An 18,920-nucleotide genomic window follows, 5' to 3' on the forward strand; every position below is an offset into this window, starting at 1 on the left:
CCAGCTCCTTTCCCTCTCCTTGGGGTTATTCGAGCGCGCCGGCCGGAATGGCCCAGCGCACGAGGGAAACGCTTTTCTCCATGCTGATGCGGCTGACGATCTGCTCCAGCTTGCTTTCATTGCCGGGCGCCGCCAGCACATCGGCACGGACTTCAATGTGGCCGCCGCTGGGGGTGTCCTCGCTGTGCAGCGATTGCAGCAGCAAGGCGGGCATCTCCGTCAGCGCATGCAACAGCAGGCCGCGCACATGAATCTCTTCCTGCGCCGTGCAGACCGTGGTGATGCGGTAGACCATTTCCACTTCCGTGGTGATGGACACGCCGCCGCGGTTGATGCGCTGGCCCAGCATGCGCAGGCCAAAATTGGCGCACAGGATGCAGGCGGTGCCGATCGCGGCCTCGGCAGCGTGACCAAGGCCGGCGAGCACGCCCACCGCGGCAGAACACCACAGCGTGGCGGCGGTATTCAGGCCGCGCACGTTCAGGCCGTCACGCATGATCACGCCGGCGCCGAGAAAACCGATGCCGGAGACGACCTGCGCGGCAATGCGCGCATGGCCCTGCGGATCGAAGGTAAAAGCAGATACCGAAACGAACAAGGCAGCGCCGGCGGCGACCAGCGCATTGGTGCGCAGCCCCGCCATACGCTGGCGCAACTGCCGTTCGGTACCAATACACGCACCCAGCGCTAGCGCTTCAAGCAAGCGCAGGGCGAATTCGTGCCACACCATAAGAACTCCTGTAACAGGCAGGACGAACCGGTGAGTCTTGTACTGGACACGGGCAAGCGCAGGCAGCGGCGTGCTGCAACGCATGCGCGGTCAGAGGAATGAAGCCGTATTCAAGAACAGAGGCGGGACAGGACGTCCGGCCTCGATAGCACCGTGCCGCAAGCGGGGCACGGTCGCTGGGGGGCTACCGGGCTCCGGTCAGGCGGAGGTGCCGATCCTGGATCGACTACTGTCGTCGGAACAAGTGCCCACTGGGTAAGCCCTGAAATTAATAACCCGCGTACTGTAGCGACTCGAGTTGAGTGGGTCAAGCGAAAACCGCCCAAAATCGCCCATTACGCGCGATTTGCGGCATTTAACGGATGAATGGATGTTAATTGGCTGAATATCGATCGGAATTATTTGAAAACACCGGAAAATTAAGAATAGTCAGGCCGAGCGCCGAGCCCGTGCCGCCAGCACCTGGCTCAGACCCAGCCCAGCCAGCGCCGCCACGGCCGAGAACAGGAACACGGAGCCATAGCCCGCATGGCTGGCGATCACGCCGGCCACCGGGCCGGTCAGTCCCAGCGAGAGATCGAGAAAGAGCGCATAGGCGCCGAGCGCCGAGCCGCGGTTGCTCGCCGGCACCAGCTTGACCGCCTCCATGCCCAGCGACGGGAACACCAGCGCAAAGCCAAATCCGGTTACCGCGGCGCCCGCCAGCGCCTGCGTGGGCCCCTGCGCCAGCCAGATCAGCGCCAGCCCGGTGGCCTCCACGGCAAAGGCGCACAGCGCCACCGGATAGCCGCCAAAGCGGCCGATGCTGTCCGCCAGCAGCAGGCGCGCCAGCACAAAGCTCACGCCCAGGCTGGTCAGCGCCAGCGCGGCGTGGTTCCAGCCGTGGCTGGCGTAGTACAGCGTCACAAAGGCGGTGATGGCGCCGAAGCCCACCGAGCCCAGCGCCAGGCACAGGCCGAACGGCGTCATGTGGCGGAACACGGTGCGAAACGGCATGCGCGCGCCCTTCACCGTGGGTACGGCCGGCTTGCGTCGCGCCAGCGCAAACGCGGCGACGGACATGACGGCGGTGACGATGCCCAGCGAGGCAAGGCCCCAGCGGGCGTCGAGCAGCACGCCGAGCGGCGCGCCCAGCGCCAGCGCGCCGTAGGTTGTCATGCCATTCCAGGAGATCACCTTGCCGGTGTGGCGGGAGCCGACGTCGCCGATGCCCCAGGCGATGGTGCCGGTGGTGACCAGGCTCTCGCCCGCGCCGAGCACCAGCCGGCCGGCGAACAGCCAGGCCAGGCTGAGCCAGCCGGTATGCACGAACAGGCTGGACAACACCGCCAGCAGGCCGCTGCCGGCACAGAGTACGAGCCCGAGCGTGACCGATTCCTTCGGGCCTTGCAGGTCGCACAGGGTGCCCGCGTAAGCCCGGCTCAGCAGCGTCGCCAGATACTGGATGCTGACCGCCAGCCCGGCCACGACCGTGCCATAGCCAAGGTCGCCATGCACGAAACCGGGCACCACCGCCAGCGGCAGGCCAACGCTCAGGTAGGCAATGAAGTTGAAGAAAACGATGGCGACAATGCGCCGGCTGATGCTGCCTTGCAGGTGTTCCCCGGAATCCGGGGCGGCGCGCGTCGTACTGTTCGAAGACATGGCGAGGAGGGCGGTTAGCCGGCGCGCGTCCCCAGAAGCGCCGATAAGATCATGGCCGCCCGGTCATATGCAATGTCGCCGGCGCTGGCTTGGGCATTTTAAGCGGCTGCTTAGTTCGTGTAAATCGGCTTGCGAATCGACTGTTGTACGTGCGCTTGAGTACATGAGCTTGAGTGCGGCCGGCGCGAGTGTGCTGGTGATCACAAGATCGCCAGGGTGCCAATGCGCGCGGGTCCGCCGCCAGCCGTATCCCGCACTTTAGCGGGGTGAAGCGGCAAATCGCGTGCCCGATGCCACTTTGCCGCTAAATTTCCCCGAGGATTGGCCGTTAGCCAGAGCAGTGGCCCGTCAATGCAGCGACTCCGCGCCGGGGTCGCGCAGGGCAGACAGGCCCGGCGAAACGATCAACACCGCGCGGCGACAAAGGAAGCCTATGAGCAGTTCGATGAGAGACATCGACGAACGGACCAACCTGACCAACAACAATCAGTTCGAGTTGCTGTTGTTCCGACTGGGCGAGTCCGACCAGTCCGCGCGCAGCGAACTGTTCGGCATCAACGTCTTCAAGGTCCGGGAGATCCTGGTAATGCCGCAGGTCACCACCGTGGTGGGCGGCGGCCCTGCCATGCTGGGCATGGCAGATATCCGTGGCCAGGTGATCCCGGTGATCGACCTGCCCAAGCTGGTCGGGTGCACGCCGCGCAGCGGCCTCAACATCCTGCTGGTGACTGAATACGCGCGTTCCACCCAGGGTTTCGCGGTGGAAGCGGTGGACGAGATCGTGCGCCTGGAGTGGAACCAGGTGGTTTCGGCCGAAACCAGCGTCAAGGGCGACAAGGTGACCAGCATCGCCAAGCTGGATACCGATTCCGACAACCCGCGCCTGGTACAGGTGCTCGACGTCGAGCAGATCCTGCGCGATGTGCTGCCGACACGCCAGCCCGAAGTCGATCCCAAGACCGTCGGGCCGCAGGTGACGCTGCGCCCCGGCACCAAGATCCTGGCCGCCGACGATTCCGCCTTTGCCCGCAGCCTGATCGAGCAGGGCCTCAAGGCCATGGGCGTGCCGGTGCTGATGACCAAGACCGGCCAGGAAGCCTGGCAGCAGCTGAGCGAGATCGCCGACCACGCCGCCGCCAACGGCAGGACCGTGCAGGACGAGATCGCCATGGTGCTGACCGACCTGGAAATGCCCGAGATGGACGGCTTCACGCTGACCCGCAAGATCAAGGCGGATGCGCGCTTCAAGTCGATTCCCGTGGTGATTCACTCCTCGCTGTCGGGCACCGCCAGTGAAGACCACGTGCGCAAGGTCGGGGCCGATGCTTATGTGTCGAAGTTCCTGGCGAAGGATCTGGCGGATACGATCCGGGACGTGTTGGCACGGTAATTCGCTGCCCTGCAAGGCCCCGCACGATGATGCGGCCGGCGATCCGCGCGCGGAATCGCCGGCAAGCCCGCTGGCGGCCGCGCGCTGACGCAGGGACCCCGGCGGGCCTGCTATGAACCCGCGGCGGCCCGGCGTGTCTTCGGCTTCGCGGCGGCCGCAGCGCTGGCAGCGGCCTTTGCCTTGCCGGCAGCCAGCAGTCCTGTCAGGACGAACTCTTGCACGGCCTGCCGCCACTGCGCCAGCGTCACCTTCGGGCGTGCGCCAGGCCCGGTGGGCCTGGCGCTGAAGAACATGCTGACGCCATGCATGGCGGACCATGCGCAGCGCACCATCATGTCGTCGAATTGTTGCGCCAGGCCGTTTTCAGTGAAGTAGTCCTGTACTGCGCCAAACAGGAGCTGGTAAGACGCACTGCCCGCTTCCAGCAGTTCGGGGTAGTTCTCCTTGCCCACGATCTGCGGACCGAACATCAGATAGAACAGGGCGGGGTGCTTGACGGCGAACTCGATATAGCCGTCCATGACGGTGAGCAGCCTGGCTTCGGCCGTCATCTCGTCAGACAGCCGGGCTTGCCGCGTTGCCACCAGCTCACGGAAACCGTCGGCGGCAATCGCGGCAAGCAGGCCTTCCTTGCCGGCGAACTGGTTGCGCGGCGCGCCGTGGGAAACGCCGGCGAGCCTGGCCGCCGAGCGCAGCGTCAGCCCATGGACGCCTTCGGCGGCCAGGATCTCCCTGCCGCAGCGGATCATTTCTTCCCGCAGGTTGCCGTGGTGATAGCTTTGGCGGGCCGGAGGGCTGGTAGCGCTTGTCATCAGTTCGTATTGCTGCTCGCGGTGTCGTCAGGCCTCCATGTTAGCGCTAACGTATAGCGGACCCTCCCGGGCCAGGCTGCCTCCCATGCTGCCAGGCAGCGAGGGTGGCGCGCTCTTATCGCGATGCCTGCACGGCCTCCACGATTTCCGTGGATAGCGCTTCCGAGCGTACCGCACGGGCGAGCACCAGGCCGCCGACCATCGTGGCGAGCATGACGATCGCATCTTCCCGCGCGGACTGGCTCTCGCTTCCCGCGATCAGTTGGATCAGCGAACCGACCCGGGCCTCGAATCGCCGGCGCGTCCTGGCATCGAGCCTTGCAACATCAGTGCCCAGGGCGGCGATCGCGCAACCTCGTTCGGTATGGTCGAGATGCTTCTTGCCCATATAGGCATGCAGGATGGCGCGTTTTCGCTGCTTCGGTGGTGCCGCGGACGCGGCGTCTCCGAGAAAGGCCATGGTCTGGTCGAACGCAGCATCGATCGCGTCGGCCACCAGGTCATCCTTGGAGTCGAAGTGCGCATAGAAGCCACCATGCGTAAGGCCGGCGCTCTTCATCAACTGCGCCACTCCGACACCGTTGATACCGTGTTCGCGAAACTCGGCAGAGGCTGTTTCGACGATTTGTTTTCGGGTTTCGGCTTTGTGATCTGGCGGGTAACGCACGATTGGACTCCGTACATAAAAGAATTGGCGCCGCTACCGGCCTCCGGTCTCATGGCAACGCACGAGAAACCGGACTCAGCGGTCATTGAACGTTCCCCTCGAGTCTATAGTATGACGAGCATCATTGCATAGCGATGATGAAGATGACGGATGGGAAGGAGCAGCCGGCGTCGCGTCGTACTTTGTCCTAGGGGTTAGCACTGAGGTCGAAATCCTCCGACCTTCTTGACGACGCCGGATCGCATGCCTACGATGTAGACACAGGATACATTTAGGCAAAGGAGACGGAATTGGAATTGACTGGCACACAGGTAATCAAGGCGCCCAGGGCGGAGGTGTGGCGGCGCTTGAACGACCCAACCACGCTGCAGAAGTGCTTGCCGGGATGCGAGCAGTATCAGAAATCGGATGGCGAAAAGGATGGCGAAACGGATGGCGAAAGCTATGACGCGGTGATCGTGGCGGCGATCGGTCCCATCAAGGCCCGCTTCAAGGGGACTGCCCGGTTCTCCGACCTGCGGGAAGGCGTTGGTTATCGTATCGAGGGCAACGGCACCGGGGGGATGGCAGGCTTCGGCAAGCTGGGCGCCGATGTGCGGCTGGAGGACATCGATGGCGGCACCTCGCTGCACTATGCGGCAGTCTGCCAGATGGGCGGCAAACTGGCCCAGATCGGCTCCCGGCTGGTGGGCGCGGTAGCCAACAAGTTCCTTGCGGATTTCTTTGCGCGGTTCGAGCGGCTGGTGATGGAATGCGGTGAAGAGGGGAGCCAGGCAGCGATGTGACGAAGAGTGGCCGCATCGGTTTTTTTTGTTCTTTAGTATGATGATCATAATTCTATAGGCCGCCCATCAGCGAACGGTGAAGGGGGCCGAAGGAGATACGATGGCAAAAGTGCAGCTACACAACACCATCAATGATGCGAGCGAGACGCATGACGTGGAGCCGAGGCAGCTCCTGGTCCACATGCTTCGGGACTCGCTGCGTCTGACTGGTGTGCATATCGGTTGCGATACCTCCCAGTGCGGTGCGTGTACCGTGCTCCTCGATCAGGAAACGGTCAGGTCTTGCACGGTGCTTGCCGTGCAGACCGAGGGGGTTTCGATCCATACCATCGAGGGCATGGAACGGGACGCGACGATCACGGCGCTTAAACAGGCGTTCAATGAACTGCACGGCCTCCAGTGCGGATTCTGTACGCCGGGCATGCTGCTCGCCGCGCGGGCGCTGCTGCTGCGCGTGCGCGAGCCATCGGAGGAAGCGGTGAGGGAGGCCTTGCACGGCAATCTGTGCCGCTGCACCGGCTACCAGAATATCGTCGATGCCGTGTTGCTTGCGGCTGCAACGCTGCGCCAGGCGGTGCCGGTTGCCGTTGGGGAGGCCTGCCATGAGTGAAGCGCTGCATGACACCACGCGGACCTATATCGGCAAGTCCATCCGGCGCAGGGAAGACCAGCGGCTGCTGGGTGGGCGCGGGAAGTTCACCGATGACTTCCAGTTCCCGGGCATGGTATTCGCCGCCTTCGTCAGATCGCCGTTTGCCCATGCCAACGTTCGCCACATCGACACGAGCGGTGCGCTCGCATCGCCCGGGGTGGTGGGTGTATTGACCTATGCGGATATCCAGGGAAAGGTGGGCGATATCCGTCCAAACTGGGTGGTGGGCGACTCGAAGGTGCCCGCCCATCCGCCGCTGGCTGCCGACCGGGTGCGTTACGCCGGCGAGGCCGTGGCCATGGTGCTGGCCGGAACGCGCGAACAGGCGGCTGACGCGGCGGAACTGGTGGCGGTCGATTACGAGGAACTGCCCGTGGTGGTTGACGCGGAGGCGGCGCTGCTGCCGCAGGCGCCGCAACTGCACGCCAATGTGGATGGCAACCTGATCGGTGTCTACCGCGTAAAGGGCGGCAGCTATGAGGACGCGGTCAAGGAAGCCGACCGCGTGGTGTCCATCCGGCTGGTCAACCAGCGCCTGATTCCCAGCCCGCTGGAGCCGCGGGCGCTTTGCGCCAATTATGACCGGGCCGAGGAGCGGCTGACGTTCATCGTGCCGACCCAGGTGCCGCATATGTCGAGGCGCTGGCTTTCGGAAGCGCTGGGCTGGCCCGAGCATCGCATCCGCATCGTCGCGCCCGACATCGGCGGCGGGTTCGGGGCAAAGATGCATTTCTATGCGGAAGAGGTGCTGGTGGCGTTTGCCTCCAGGCATTTCGGGCGTCCGGTGAGCTGGACCGAGACGCGCAGCGAGAATCATGTGGCCACCACGCACGGCCGCGCGCATGTGGAGTACGTCGAAGCAGCGGTCAAGGATTCGGGCCAGGTGCTGGGCATCAAGGTGCAGTCTTTCGCCAACCTTGGCGCCTATCTGTCCAATATGGCAACCGGTATTCCGACGATCAACACGGCCAGCTATGTCACCGGCAACTACCGGATCACCTCGGTCGATGTCGAAGTCAATCTGGTCACGACCAATACCACGCCGGTCGATGCCTATCGCGGGGCGGGGCGCCCCGAGGCGGCCTATATCGTCGAACGGATGATGGACGCGGTGGCAGGGGCGCTGGACATCGATCCGGTCGAGCTTCGTCGCCGCAACCTGGTGCAGGCCGACCAGTTTCCCTATCAGCCGCATAACAATGCGCGCGGCAGGTGGGACAGCGGCGACTACCAGGCGTGCCTGGATAGCGCCACCGAGCTGATCGACTACGCTGGCTGGCGCCAACGCCAGGCGGCGATGCGCCTGCAGGGCAAGTACATCGGCATCGGCGTGATCTGCTATCTGGAACTCGTTGGCATGGGTATGTCGCCCCTGCTGCGCAAGGTCGGCTTCGATCGCGGTGGCTGGGAGAGCGCCCATATCCGCGTGCATTCCGACGGCAAGGTGACGCTGTTCAGCGGATCCATGCCCCAGGGCCATGGCCACGCCACCAGCTATGCCCAGATCGTGGCCGAGGTCCTGCAGTTGCCGATGGACGATGTCGATGTGGTGCAGGGGGACACGGATCGCGTGCTGGCCGGCCATGGCACGTTCAACTCGCGCTCCATGCCGGTCGGCGGTTCCGCGGCCTACGTTGCGGCCGGAAAGATCCTCGCCAAGGCACGCAGGATCGCGGCCATCATGCTGGAAACCGCCGAAGAGAACGTGCGCTACGCCGACGGCGAGTTCCGGGCCGGCGAGGAGGGCAACGCCGTTGCATTTTCGCAGGTCGCGCGCATGGCTTACGTCGCCAGCAAGTTGCCCAGGGATGTCGAGCCCGGACTGGATGAGCGCGTGTTCTACGAGCCCACCTCGATGGGCGCGCCCAACGGCTGCCATGCGGTCGTCGTGGAGGTGGATGCCGAAACCGGGCTGGTGAAGATCCTCGATTACGTCGCGGTCGACGACGTCGGCGTGCTGATCAATCCCATGCTCTGCCATGGCCAGATGCATGGCGGGATCGCGCAAGGTATCGGGCAGGCGCTCTTCGAAGAAGCGAAGTATGACGAGGCGGGCCAGTTGCTGTCGGGCTCGCTGCTCGACTATGGCTTCCCGCGGATCGAGCAGGTTCCGCGCATGCGTACCAGCTTTCATGTCTCGCCCTCGCCCACGAACCCGCTGGGGGTCAAGGGCATTGGCGAAGCCGGTTGCGTCGGCGCGCCGCCGGCGGTGGTGGCGGCGGTATGCGATGCCTTGAAGCCATTCGGCATTTCCCATCTAGATATGCCCCTGACGCCGCCCAAGATCTGGCGCGCGATCCATGAGGCCAACAGGAGCCCGGCATGATTCCCTACGAAGTCGATTATGTCCGGGCCAGCAGCGTGCAGGATGCGCTTTCGCTGCTGTCTGGCGATGCCGATGCGAAGATCCTCGCCGGCGGCCATTCGCTGGTGCCCATGATGAAGCTGCGGCTGGCCAAACCGTCGTTCCTGGTCGATATCGGTGGCCTTCCCGAGTTGAGGGGTATCGAGGTCCACGCGGATCACATCTCGATCGGCAGCGCTACCACGCATGCCGAACTCGCGGTCAACAGCCAGCTCAAGGCGCTGGCTCCGCTGTTCGCCCTGGTTGGCCACGTCATCGCGGATCCGGCGGTGCGAAATCGCGGAACGATCGGCGGATCCCTGGTGAATGCCGATCCGTCGGCGGACTGGCCGGCAGCGGTGCTGGCGCTCGAGGCGGTCATGGAGGTGGCTGGCGCAACAGGAACGCGGCGTGTTCCTGCGCGGGAGTTCTTTGTGGGGTTCATGGCCACGGCAGTGCAGCCGGACGAGATACTTACCCGCATCCATATTCCGTTGCCGGCGGCGCTCCGGGTTGGCTACCGGAAATTCCGCCATCCGTCGTCGGGCTACGCCGTGGCCGCCGCGGCGGTCGCGCTGCGTTTCACCGGTGACAAGTGCACGGGAGGAACGATCGGGATCACTGGCGTAGCCGACACGCCGTTTCGCGCCGATGCCGCGGAGACCTTGCTGGGCGAGGGCCTGGAGGGCGGCCAGGATGGAATTGACCGTATCGCAGCCACGGCGTTCGACGGCGTGGCGCCCCTGGAGGACAGCTTTGCCGATGCAGCGTACCGGCTTCAGCTCGGCAGGGTCATGCTGAAGCGGGCGCTGGCGGATGCAATGGATGCTGTGGCCGAGCTGCACCGGGAAGACAGGACATGACTCGGAACCTGAAGCAAGCCCTCTGCCCTGGCCTGGCGTTGACGCTCGCGCTGGCTGGCGGGGCCGCACACTGTGGAGAACCGATCTCGATGAAGCCTGCCGCAATGAACCCGCCTGCCCTGGTCAAGGTCGCCTCGTCCCGGCAGGTCAGCGTCACGCACGAGGACCTGGAGATCAGCGTCAGCTATGAACTGTTTACCCGCAACTTCGAGGCCATCCTCGGCAGGTTCGATCCCACGGTTTCGGCGGCGCTTGCCAGCGATCCCGTCGCGGCGCAAGCGCGGCTCGGGCGGATGGAAGGCGAGCAGGGCCTGATGATCTTTGCGGTGCAAAACCACGGCGCCCTGTTCGCTCTCGCCGGAGCGCAGCGCAAAGCCAAGCGCTATCACGTGGGCAACCCGCAGATAGCCCTCCAGATGACGCGCCGCGACATCCGCGCCGGACTCTATGCGCCGCTGTCCGTGCTGGTCTACGAAGGCAAGCCGGGCGCGGTGCGGGTGGAGTTCGACCAGCCGTCGACGCTGTTCGGGCAGTTCGGCGACGCCGACATCCTGGCGGTGGCGCGCGCGCTTGACGGCAAGCTGGAGAAGGTGATCGAGCACGCGGCATCGCTGGCCGCCCAGCAGCAGGCGAGTCAGTAACTGATGTCCAAACGCAAGGGATGATGTGATGAAAGCAAGAGAAGTCGTGTTGTGCCAACCCGTGCGCACTGCAATCGGGTCATATAACGGTTCGCTGAAGGCAACGCCGGCGACCGAGCTTGGGGCGACGGTGATCGGCGAGACATTGCGCCGCTCCGGCATCGATCCCGGTCTGATCGGCAGCGTGGTGTTCGGCAACGTGATCCAGGCGGGCAACAGGATGAATCCGGCCCGGCAGGCGGCCATCGGCGCGGGGCTGCCGGTTTCGCTGCCCGCGATGACCGTCAACCGCGTATGCGGGTCAGGCGCGCAGGCGATCGCCAGCGCCGCCGATGAAGTCTGGCTCGGCTATGTCGATGCGGCGATTGCTGGCGGCATGGAGAATATGGACCAGGCGCCTTACCTGATGCCCGCCGGCCGCTGGGGCAGCCGCATGGGCGACACGGTACTGCATGACAGCATGTTGCGCGACGGGCTGGTGGATGCCTTCTCCGGCGAGCATTCCGGCTGGCATACCGAGGACCTGGCAACCCGCTGCAAGATCAGCCGCGAAGAACAGGACCGCTGGGCCGAGCGCTCGCAGAGCCGCTTTGCGCGCGCGCAGGAGCAGGGCCGCTTCGTGGAACAGATCGTCGGTGTGCCAGTGAAGGCGAAGGGCGGCACGGCGACATTCAGCGTGGATGAGGCCAACCGGCCGGACACCACCTTCGAGATTCTCAGCAAGCTGCGTCCGGCGTTCCGCAAGGACGGCACCATCACCGCGGGCAATGCCCCGGGGCTCAATAGCGGCGCGGCGGCCATGCTGGTCGCCGAACGGTCCCTGGCCGAGAGCAAAGGCCTTGCGCCGATGGCCCGGCTGGTGGCCTACGGCGTGGGCGCGGTCGAGCCGGGTTTGTTCGGCCTTGGCCCCGTTCCGGCCGTGCGCCAGGCGCTGCAACGCGCGCAATGGGCGCTGGGCGATGTCGAGCGGGTCGAGATCAATGAAGCCTTCGCGGCAGTGCCCCTGGCGGTAGCCAGCGAACTCGGATTGCCGCTCGACATCATCAACGTGGAAGGGGGCGCCATCGCGCACGGCCACCCCATTGGCGCAACCGGGGCGGTGCTGACTACGCGCCTGCTGTATTCGATGCGCGCGGACGGGATACGCCGGGGCATTGTGACGCTGTGCATCGGAGGCGGGCAGGGTATCGCGCTGGCGCTCGAAGCCCTGGATTAGGCGGGGCGGGCGGGGCGGACTTTCCGGGGCGGGGGCGCTGCAATCCAGCTATCATGTTGAAAGTATCAGGACGCCGGAGTGGAGCCCACGACCATGCAGAGAAAAACCTTCAGGGATATGCAATGCCCGATCGCCCGCAGCCTGGAACGGGTCGGCGAGTGGTGGAGCATGCTGCTGATGCGCGAGGCGTTCTATGGGGCGCGGCGTTTCGACGATTTCCAGAAGAACCTGGATATCGCGCCCAACATGCTCACACGCCGCCTGACCGCGCTGGTGGACGAGGGCTTGCTGGAACGGCGCCAGTATTCCGGGAAGYCGCCGCGCTATGARTATGTACTGACGCAGTGCGGGCGCGATTTCCTGCCCGTGCTGCTGGCCATGCTGGCGTGGGGCAACAAGCACTTCGCGCCGGAAGGTCCCAGCGTGGAATTGCTCGACAGGGAAACCGGCAAGGTCGTCGAACCGGTGCTGGTGGACGCCGGCACCGGCGAGCGCGTGAATTTCACGCGGCACACGCTGGTGCCTGGTCCCGCCGCCGGAGACGGCACGCGCCGGCGGCTTGAAACCGCCGCCGGCTTCTTGTCGGACGGTGAGGATGCCGCACAGGCGGGCGACGAGCTTGTGGGTAGGGGCGTCTCGTAGGCATTTTTTGTTATCCATCCCATTGATCGAAGCGGGGAACGTCATGAAGATTCTGGTCCTGGGCGCGGGCGCCATGGGCGGTTACTACGGCGGGCGGCTGATGCAGGCCGGCGCCGATGTCACGTTCCTGGTGCGGCCACGGCGCGCGGAAGTGCTGGCCAGGGACGGCCTGGTAGTACGCAGCGAGCTTGGCGATATCCATGCCGCCGTGAAGACCGTGCTGGCCGAGGACGTCAGGGCGGACTACGACCTCGTCCTGCTGGCCTGCAAGACCTACGACCTGGCCAGCGCGATGGCCGCACTGGATCCGGCGCTGGATGGCGCGAGCGGCAAGGGCGCGGCGATCCTGCCCCTGGTCAACGGCCTGCGCGCGTATGAGACGCTGGATGCGCGCTACGGGCGGGAAAGGGTGCTCGGCGGCGTCTCGTACATCGCGACCACGCTGGATCCTGCCGGCGTGGTGGTACACCAGGGCGCGGCGGACCGGCTGGTGGTGGGTGCCCGTGCCGAAGCAGCGCAGGACCTGGCCAGCGCTTTTCATGCACTTGCCGCGACCACGCCTGGCACGCGCGAGCTGTCGCCGGCGATCGACCAGGCGTTGTGGAACAAGTGGGTGATGATCTCGGCTGGTGCGCTGATGACCTGCCTGATGCGCGGCACGGTCGGCGAGATCGCCCGGACCGCCGACGGACGCGCGCTGATGCAGCAGGCCATGGACGAATGCGCGGCGGTGGCGCGCCTGTCCGGCCATGCCTTGCCCGGGCCGGTGGCCGATGCCATGGCCGCGCGGCTGCTGGACGAGACCTCCACGTGGGCCGCCTCGATGATGCGCGACATCGCGCAAGGCGCGCCCCGCCTGGAGGCCCGCGATCTTGTCGGCGACATGGCGCAGCGCGCGGCGCGCCTGGGGCATGACGTGCCGCTGGTGCGCATCGCCTATGCCCACCTGCAGGTCTACGAAGTTCAGCGCGTCGCCGCCTGATCCTGCGCCGCCGCCACGGCGGCGGCGGCGCGGCGCTCCCGCGCCTCGCGCCGGAACGCGCCCGGCGCCATGCCGAAATACGCCTTGAAGGCGCGCCCGAACGCCGCCTCTGAGGCATAGCCGCAATGCGCGCCGATGCTGGCCGCGGAATCGCGGTCCTGCGTCAGCAGCCGGGCCGCCAGTTCCATGCGCAAGGTGGTGACCAGTTGCAGTGGGGTCTCGCTGCTGAGCTGGGTAAAGCGCCGGGCAAAGGTGGCGCGCGACATGTTGCCCACCGCGGCCAGCGAAGCCACCGACCATGGCTCGGCCGGTGCGCGCAGCACCGCATCGATCGCTTTCGACATGCGTGCATCGGCCATCAGCGCCAGCAGGCTGTGCGTGACGCCGCCCTGGGCAATCAAGGCGCGCAGCAGCAAGGTCAGCAAGGCGGTGGATAGCTGCGCGATCACCGCCATGCCACCCGGCTCGGGCGCCTGTGCTTCATTGCGCATCATTGCGATCAGCGCATCCAGCCAGGCGCAATCGGCGCGATCCGCGGTGGCGATGCGCAGCACCGGGGGCAGGTTGCGCAACAGCATGGTGCCCGGCAAGCCGAGCACGAAGGTGCCGCACAGCATGTCCAGCGGATGCGCGTCGCCCGGTATCGTCAACTCCGTCAGCAGGCCATTGAAGCGCGTCTGAGGGACGGGCATGGGCGAGGCGTCGTCGGGCAGGCCGCTGCTGCGCAACGTGTGCGCGCTGCCATGGGGAAACAGCAGCACGTCGCCCGCGCCCAGCGCCATCGTTTCCTGTCCCACCAGCGCGCACGCCTGCCCGTCCAGGATGACGTGATAGGGCAGGTGTCCGGCCGGCGCCGCCGCCTCATCCACCCGCCAGTTGCCGGCAAAGCGGCAGTGCAGGTCCACCGTGCCGGCGGGAGCCAGCATGCGCACCAGTTCGGTCAGGGCATCCATGGTTCGGTTTGAGACTGGAGGTTGAGCCTGAAAATTGAGACTGGAAATTGAGACGATAAAGCAGGATATTGCGACGATTATATGCGGTAAATGGCAGTTTGCCAGCCTAGACTTCAGTCCATGGAAGCAGCGCAACAAACACGGCGCGATCCATCACGCAACCAACCGGAGTCCATCATGTCCCGTCTGCACACCATCAGCGTCAATGAAGCCACTGGCGAAACCGCCGAACTGTTCGCCGCCATCAAGGCCGCCGTCGGCAAGGTGCCCAATGCCTACCTCACCATCGGCAGCAATGCCCCGGCGGTGCTGGCCAACGTACTGCAAACCGGCGCGCTGCTGAAGAAGTCCACGCTGAGCGCCCGCGAACAGGAGGCCATCAATCTTTCCGTGAGCGAAGCCTCGGGCTGTGACTACTGTGTCGCAGCGCATACCATGACCGGCAAGATGGCAGGCTACAGCGCGGAGCAGACACGCGAACTGCGCGCCGGCAGCTACCCGGAAGACAGCAAGATCGACGCCCTGGTCCGCTTTGCGCTGGCCCTGGTCAAGACCTCCGGCACGCTGCCCGCCGGCGCCGTGGCCAATCTGCGCGAAGCCGGCTACACCGACCGCCAGATCGTCGAGGCGGTGCAGGTGGTCAGCGCGATCCTGTTCACCAATATGGTCAATCGCGTCAACGATACGGTGGTGGATTTTCCGAAGGTGGCGTGAGTAGGGGGCGGCCGGTGATCGCAGCGCGAAGCGCTTGATGCGCTGCGCCGCCGTGCCGCCCCGCCGCGGTCGTGCCGGCAAGAACCATGGGCTCCGCTACTGGCGTTCCCTGGTGCTTCAAGCCACTAGCGCGCCGCCATGCGCCCGGGCCAGCCGGAACTGGCTCACCGCGTCGGCAAGCTTGTTGGCCTGCTCATGCAGGAAGCCGGCGGCAGCCGACGCTTGCTCGACCAGCGCCGCATTCTGCTGCGTGGTGTTGTCGAGCTGGCCCACGGCCTGGTTGACCTGCATGATGCCGACGCTCTGTTCGCCACCCGCGGCCGAGATTTCGCTGAGCACCTGCTCCACCTGCTTCACGCTGGCGACAATGCTGTTCATGGTTTCCCCGGCTTCCTGCACCAGGTCCGCGCCCGAATCCACCTTCTCCACCGACTTGCTGATCAACACCTTGATCTCCTTGGCGGCCTGGGCGCTGCGTTGCGCAAGCGTGCGGACTTCGCCGGCCACCACGGCGAATCCACGCCCTTGTTCTCCGGCGCGGGCGGCTTCCACGGCAGCGTTCAGCGCGAGGATATTGGTCTGGAATGCAATGCCGTCGATGACGCCGATAATGTCGTGGATCTTGGTCGACGCCGTGGAGATTTCCTGCATCGTAGTCACCACCCGCGCAACGGCTTCGCCTCCGCGGTTGGCGACCTGGGACGCCGACGCAGCCAGTTCGCCGGCACGCACTGCGGCTTCGGCCGAGTTCTGCACGGTGCCGGTGAGCTGGTCCATGGACGCAGCCGTCTGCTCCAGGCTGGCGGCAGCCTGCTCGGTGCGCGACGACAAGTCGATATTGCCCTGGGAGATTTCCGCGGCTGCTGTCCGGACGGATTCGCTGCTGTCGCGGATATCGATCAGGACGGTGGATAGCTTGTCGGCAAACTGATTGAACGAGCGGGCAATCCGGGCGACTTCGTCTTGTCCGTCAGCCGGCAGCCGCTTGGTCAGGTCGCCGTTCCCGGAGCCGATTTCGTCCATCGCCGCGCGCACCTGGGACAGCCGCCGGAACGCCGAGGCAGTCATCACGGAGCCCACCGCGGCGGCGAGCAAGGCCACAGCCACCAGTGTCATGGACATGGCCCGCAGCACTTCGCGCAGGCCGGCGAGGGCTTCGTCCTCATCCATGGCGACAACCAGTCGCCAGTCCGAATTCTTGACTGGCTCCGCATGGAGCAGCTTGGCCGCGCCGGCTATCGTCACCGCGAACGGCTTGTCGAGATCCGCCAGGCTGTCCAGCGCGTTCGCTGTCAGCTCGGCGGACAGGTCGGTGGCAGGCTTGAGGTTGAGCTTGGCGTCCGGATGCGCAACGATGCGGCCGCTGTTATCGGCCAGGAAGGCGAAGCTGGCAGGAGTGGGGTGGATGCCTGTCACGATGGCAGTGACGGCATCCAGGTTGACGTCAGCGGCCACCACGGCTTTCAGCTGGCCATTGGCCAGCACCGGCAGGGCCAGCGTCACCACGAGTTTTTTCGAAGCGATGTCTTCGTACGGCTGCGTGATCACCAGCTTGCCGGCCTTGACCGCGGCCTGGTACCACGGGCGGCCTGTGGGGTCGTAGTCCGCGGGAATGCCGAGGTCGCGGGAAAACACCGCGTGCTTGTCCGGATATCCCGCATAAGCCACGACAAAACCACCGGATTTTTCCAGTTGCGTGACCGCGGACATGGGATCGCCGGCAAGGCTTTCGGGGGAAACAGCTTGCACCATGGCGGCACGTGCGGTCAGCCACTCCGTGATGGCCTGGGCGTTGCCTTGGGTGATGGTGGCGAGGTTCTGCCTCAGGGTGCGTTCGTCGCTATGCTTTGTGACAACGTAGGTGATGCCGGTGGATGCCGACAGGGCGGTGACAACAATGGCGACACAGGTCGCCGTAATGCGTGTACGTAGCGAGAGAGGCATGCGCGGTGGGGTAGGTGCGGTTGTGGAAAAGGCCTCCGGCAATTTTGTTGTCGGTCAGCGTGACCCGGCTAACGGACAACTGGTGGGGAACTGTAGGGCTTGCGCGAAAATGTGCAGACATTGCACGGCACGGTGCCATTTGCTGGCCCGCCACGTGCCGGATCCGCCGCTAACCAGCGTGCTGGTACTGGCCCTGCCTGTCTGTAACTTCGGACATGGCTGCGTGCGATGGGACGGTGGTGCGGGCTGAGGGGCCCGCATCGATACCCGATGTGAAGGCGCCGCGGCCTGGCCGCGGCGCCTTCCTGCTTCGATCCCGCTTAGCGCGGCGTGAAGGTAGGCACAGGCGGCCCGTCCTCCGTGGGCGTGAACACGAGCTTGACTTCCTGCCCGATACGCACCGTATCCAGGTCGCAGTCCACGATGTTGGTCATCATGGTCACGCCTTCTTCCAGCGCCACATAGGCGATGCAGAAGGGCGTGGGGCCGGCGCGGCGGGTGACGGTGAATGAATAGATGGTGCCGCGGCCCGAGGCCTGCTTCCATTCGGTCTCGCCCATGCAGAACGGGCACAGTGTGCGCGGATACCAGTGCGGTTTGCCGCAGGACTTGCAGTGCTTGACGAGCAGCCGGCCGGCGCGCGCGGCTTCCCAGAACTCGGTGTTGTCCGGCGCTACCTGCGGCGATTTGAGGGGAGTGGCGGTGTAGGGTGTGCTCATCGAATTACTCCCGTTCCAGGATCAGGGTGGCGCTGCCGTGGCGCGAGCCGAGATAGCCGCCCGTGCCCTGGGCCAGCGCGAGGTCGCAGTTCTTGACCTGCACGGCCGGATGCGCTTCGCCGCGCAGCTGGCGTACCGCTTCGATCACCTTGGTGATGCCGCCGCGATTGGCCGGGTGGTTGTTGCACAGGCCGCCGCCGTCGGTATTGAAGGGCAGCTTGCCCACGCCGGAAATCAGGTTGCCGTCGGCCACGAACCTGCCGCCTTCGCCCTTCTTGCAGAAACCCAGGTCTTCCAGCTGCATCAGTACCGTGATGGTGAAACTGTCGTAGATCGAGGCGTATTTGATATCGGACGCACGGATGCCCGCTTCTTCAAAGGCGATCGGGCCAGAGATGGCGGCGCCCGACCAGCTCAGGTCGACCATGCCGCCGAGCTGGCCTTTGACGGCTTCGCCGGCGCCGAGGATCTTGACCTTTGGGCGCTTGAGCCTGGCGGCGATCTCCGGGCGGGCCACGATCAGCGCGCCGCCGCCGTCGGACACGACACAGCAGTCGAGCTTGTGCAGCGGGTCGGAAATCATCGCCGAGCCGAGCACATCATCCACGGTCACCACGTCGCGCAGCATGGCGTTGGGGTTGTGCTGGGCGTGATGAGAGGCGGCAACCTTGACCCACGCGAGCTGCTCGCTGGTGGTGCCGTACTGGTGCATATGGCGCATCGCCACCATGGCGTACAAATTCACGGTCACCGGGTTGAACGGCGCCTCAAAAGGCTGGTCGGGCAGATTCGCCCCCCAGTTGCGCGCCTGCGTGCCGCTCGATCCTTCCGAGCGCGGCCGTCCGGCCAGCGTGATCAGCGCCACATTGCACTTGCCGGCGGCGATGGCCTGCGCGGCGTGCGAGACGTGGACGATATATGCCGACCCGCCAGTGTCCGTGGAATCGACATGGCGCACTTTCAGGCCGAGGTAGTCGACCATATTGAGCGCGCCGAGGCCGGGCGCGTCGCCCGCGCAGAAGTATCCGTCCACGTCCTGCAGGGTCAGCCCGGCGTCTTCCAGCGCGCCTTTGGCGGACTCGGCGTGCAGTTGCGCGACAGTCTTGTCCGGTGCCTTGCGGGTCGGGTGCTCGTAGGCCCCGACGATATATGCCTTGCCGTTGATGCTCATGGGTCTCCCTGGTTGTCCCGGGTGTCTTGGTGTCCTGAAATCGACGGAATC

General features: G+C 65.4%; 18 protein-coding genes. 10 read left to right on the top strand and 8 right to left on the bottom strand.

The features are described 5' to 3' along the window. Positions 1–25 precede the first annotated feature (25 nt). Both AC1DQ3_RS12175 and AC1DQ3_RS12180 read right to left on the bottom strand, forming a co-directional pair. Entirely contained in the window at positions 26–727 is a 702-nt protein-coding gene (locus AC1DQ3_RS12175) for an MgtC/SapB family protein (protein ID WP_477120473.1), read from the bottom strand. A 432-nt stretch (positions 728–1,159) separates the two neighbouring features. Further along, positions 1,160–2,374 carry an MFS transporter gene (locus AC1DQ3_RS12180; protein ID WP_477120444.1) on the bottom strand — a complete coding sequence of 405 codons (1,215 nt, stop codon included), beginning with the start codon at positions 2,372–2,374 and terminating at the stop codon, positions 1,160–1,162. Between the two features lie 433 nt (positions 2,375–2,807). Between AC1DQ3_RS12180 and AC1DQ3_RS12185 the strand changes: the two genes are divergently transcribed. Beyond that, positions 2,808–3,764: a chemotaxis protein gene (locus AC1DQ3_RS12185; RefSeq protein WP_477120445.1), complete on the top strand. Its 957-nt coding sequence runs from the start codon at positions 2,808–2,810 to the stop codon at positions 3,762–3,764. Between the two features lie 110 nt (positions 3,765–3,874). Here AC1DQ3_RS12185 and AC1DQ3_RS12190 read toward each other — a convergent pair whose 3' ends face one another. After that, a complete protein-coding gene (locus AC1DQ3_RS12190) occupies positions 3,875–4,576 on the bottom strand; it encodes a TetR/AcrR family transcriptional regulator (RefSeq protein WP_477120446.1) in 702 nt (233 codons plus the stop codon). Between the two features lie 115 nt (positions 4,577–4,691). Continuing rightward, positions 4,692–5,243: a TetR/AcrR family transcriptional regulator gene (locus tag AC1DQ3_RS12195; RefSeq protein ID WP_477120447.1), complete on the bottom strand. Its 552-nt coding sequence runs from the start codon at positions 5,241–5,243 to the stop codon at positions 4,692–4,694. A 296-nt stretch (positions 5,244–5,539) separates the two neighbouring features. On the opposite strand from AC1DQ3_RS12195, the gene AC1DQ3_RS12200 reads away from it, so the two are divergent. The 8 genes from AC1DQ3_RS12200 to AC1DQ3_RS12235 all read left to right on the top strand — a co-directional run bounded on the left by AC1DQ3_RS12200 (position 5,540) and on the right by AC1DQ3_RS12235 (position 13,368). Then, on the top strand, positions 5,540–6,028 hold the full coding sequence (locus AC1DQ3_RS12200; RefSeq protein WP_477120474.1) for an SRPBCC family protein: 489 nt from the start codon (positions 5,540–5,542) through the stop codon (positions 6,026–6,028). Between the two features lie 100 nt (positions 6,029–6,128). Next, entirely contained in the window at positions 6,129–6,638 is a 510-nt protein-coding gene (locus tag AC1DQ3_RS12205; RefSeq protein ID WP_477120448.1) for a (2Fe-2S)-binding protein, read from the top strand. Next, positions 6,631–9,006, top strand: coding sequence for a xanthine dehydrogenase family protein molybdopterin-binding subunit (locus AC1DQ3_RS12210; RefSeq protein ID WP_477120449.1), 2,376 nt, complete (start codon positions 6,631–6,633; stop codon positions 9,004–9,006). Before AC1DQ3_RS12205 ends, AC1DQ3_RS12210 begins: the two co-directional genes overlap by 8 nt. Continuing rightward, a complete protein-coding gene (locus AC1DQ3_RS12215; protein ID WP_477120450.1) occupies positions 9,003–9,887 on the top strand; it encodes an FAD binding domain-containing protein in 885 nt (294 codons plus the stop codon). Before AC1DQ3_RS12210 ends, AC1DQ3_RS12215 begins: the two co-directional genes overlap by 4 nt. Continuing rightward, the gene (locus tag AC1DQ3_RS12220; RefSeq protein ID WP_477120451.1) at positions 9,884–10,528 is read left to right on the top strand and encodes a DUF302 domain-containing protein; all 645 of its coding nucleotides are present in this window, start codon (positions 9,884–9,886) and stop codon (positions 10,526–10,528) included. Before AC1DQ3_RS12215 ends, AC1DQ3_RS12220 begins: the two co-directional genes overlap by 4 nt. A 28-nt stretch (positions 10,529–10,556) precedes the next feature. Beyond that, a complete protein-coding gene (locus tag AC1DQ3_RS12225) occupies positions 10,557–11,744 on the top strand; it encodes a thiolase family protein (RefSeq protein ID WP_477120452.1) in 1,188 nt (395 codons plus the stop codon). A gap of 93 nt (positions 11,745–11,837) precedes the next feature. Beyond that, positions 11,838–12,386, top strand: a complete 549-nt coding sequence (locus AC1DQ3_RS12230) for a winged helix-turn-helix transcriptional regulator (RefSeq protein ID WP_477120453.1) — start codon at positions 11,838–11,840, stop codon at positions 12,384–12,386. A gap of 43 nt (positions 12,387–12,429) precedes the next feature. After that, positions 12,430–13,368 (top strand): 2-dehydropantoate 2-reductase, encoded by a 939-nt coding sequence (locus AC1DQ3_RS12235; protein ID WP_477120454.1) that lies wholly within the window; start codon positions 12,430–12,432, stop codon positions 13,366–13,368. Here AC1DQ3_RS12235 and AC1DQ3_RS12240 read toward each other — a convergent pair. After that, positions 13,350–14,321 carry an AraC family transcriptional regulator gene (locus AC1DQ3_RS12240; RefSeq protein ID WP_477120455.1) on the bottom strand — a complete coding sequence of 324 codons (972 nt, stop codon included), beginning with the start codon at positions 14,319–14,321 and terminating at the stop codon, positions 13,350–13,352. The genes AC1DQ3_RS12235 and AC1DQ3_RS12240 overlap by 19 nt on opposite strands. 177 nt (positions 14,322–14,498) lie before the next feature. On the opposite strand from AC1DQ3_RS12240, the gene AC1DQ3_RS12245 reads away from it, so the two are divergent. Next, the gene (locus AC1DQ3_RS12245) at positions 14,499–15,035 is read left to right on the top strand and encodes a carboxymuconolactone decarboxylase family protein (protein ID WP_477120456.1); all 537 of its coding nucleotides are present in this window, start codon (positions 14,499–14,501) and stop codon (positions 15,033–15,035) included. Positions 15,036–15,152: 117 nt separating this feature from the next. Here AC1DQ3_RS12245 and AC1DQ3_RS12250 read toward each other — a convergent pair whose 3' ends face one another. From AC1DQ3_RS12250 to AC1DQ3_RS12260, 3 genes are all read right to left on the bottom strand, one after another. Continuing rightward, positions 15,153–16,979, bottom strand: coding sequence for a methyl-accepting chemotaxis protein (locus tag AC1DQ3_RS12250; protein WP_477120457.1), 1,827 nt, complete (start codon positions 16,977–16,979; stop codon positions 15,153–15,155). Positions 16,980–17,299: 320 nt separating this feature from the next. Then, positions 17,300–17,698, bottom strand: a complete 399-nt coding sequence (locus AC1DQ3_RS12255; protein ID WP_477120458.1) for a Zn-ribbon domain-containing OB-fold protein — start codon at positions 17,696–17,698, stop codon at positions 17,300–17,302. A gap of 4 nt (positions 17,699–17,702) precedes the next feature. Beyond that, entirely contained in the window at positions 17,703–18,869 is a 1,167-nt protein-coding gene (locus tag AC1DQ3_RS12260) for a thiolase domain-containing protein (protein WP_477120459.1), read from the bottom strand. Between the last annotated feature and the right edge of the window lie 51 nt (positions 18,870–18,920).

The sequence above is a fragment of the Cupriavidus sp. 01T418 genome, assembly GCF_056398885.1.

What these genes read in the sequence shown, in the direction of transcription:
- AC1DQ3_RS12180 (WP_477120444.1), bottom strand. Translation starts at nt 2,374, where the DNA reads ATGTCTTCGAACAGTACGACGCGCGCCGCCCCGGATTCCGGGGAACAC.
- AC1DQ3_RS12185 (WP_477120445.1), top strand. Translation starts at nt 2,808, where the DNA reads ATGAGCAGTTCGATGAGAGACATCGACGAACGGACCAACCTGACCAAC.
- AC1DQ3_RS12190 (WP_477120446.1), bottom strand. Translation starts at nt 4,576, where the DNA reads ATGACAAGCGCTACCAGCCCTCCGGCCCGCCAAAGCTATCACCACGGC.
- AC1DQ3_RS12205 (WP_477120448.1), top strand. Translation starts at nt 6,129, where the DNA reads ATGGCAAAAGTGCAGCTACACAACACCATCAATGATGCGAGCGAGACG.
- AC1DQ3_RS12210 (WP_477120449.1), top strand. Translation starts at nt 6,631, where the DNA reads ATGAGTGAAGCGCTGCATGACACCACGCGGACCTATATCGGCAAGTCC.
- AC1DQ3_RS12215 (WP_477120450.1), top strand. Translation starts at nt 9,003, where the DNA reads ATGATTCCCTACGAAGTCGATTATGTCCGGGCCAGCAGCGTGCAGGAT.
- AC1DQ3_RS12220 (WP_477120451.1), top strand. Translation starts at nt 9,884, where the DNA reads ATGACTCGGAACCTGAAGCAAGCCCTCTGCCCTGGCCTGGCGTTGACG.
- AC1DQ3_RS12225 (WP_477120452.1), top strand. Translation starts at nt 10,557, where the DNA reads ATGAAAGCAAGAGAAGTCGTGTTGTGCCAACCCGTGCGCACTGCAATC.
- AC1DQ3_RS12235 (WP_477120454.1), top strand. Translation starts at nt 12,430, where the DNA reads ATGAAGATTCTGGTCCTGGGCGCGGGCGCCATGGGCGGTTACTACGGC.
- AC1DQ3_RS12240 (WP_477120455.1), bottom strand. Translation starts at nt 14,321, where the DNA reads ATGGATGCCCTGACCGAACTGGTGCGCATGCTGGCTCCCGCCGGCACG.
- AC1DQ3_RS12245 (WP_477120456.1), top strand. Translation starts at nt 14,499, where the DNA reads ATGTCCCGTCTGCACACCATCAGCGTCAATGAAGCCACTGGCGAAACC.
- AC1DQ3_RS12250 (WP_477120457.1), bottom strand. Translation starts at nt 16,979, where the DNA reads ATGCCTCTCTCGCTACGTACACGCATTACGGCGACCTGTGTCGCCATT.
- AC1DQ3_RS12255 (WP_477120458.1), bottom strand. Translation starts at nt 17,698, where the DNA reads ATGAGCACACCCTACACCGCCACTCCCCTCAAATCGCCGCAGGTAGCG.
- AC1DQ3_RS12260 (WP_477120459.1), bottom strand. Translation starts at nt 18,869, where the DNA reads ATGAGCATCAACGGCAAGGCATATATCGTCGGGGCCTACGAGCACCCG.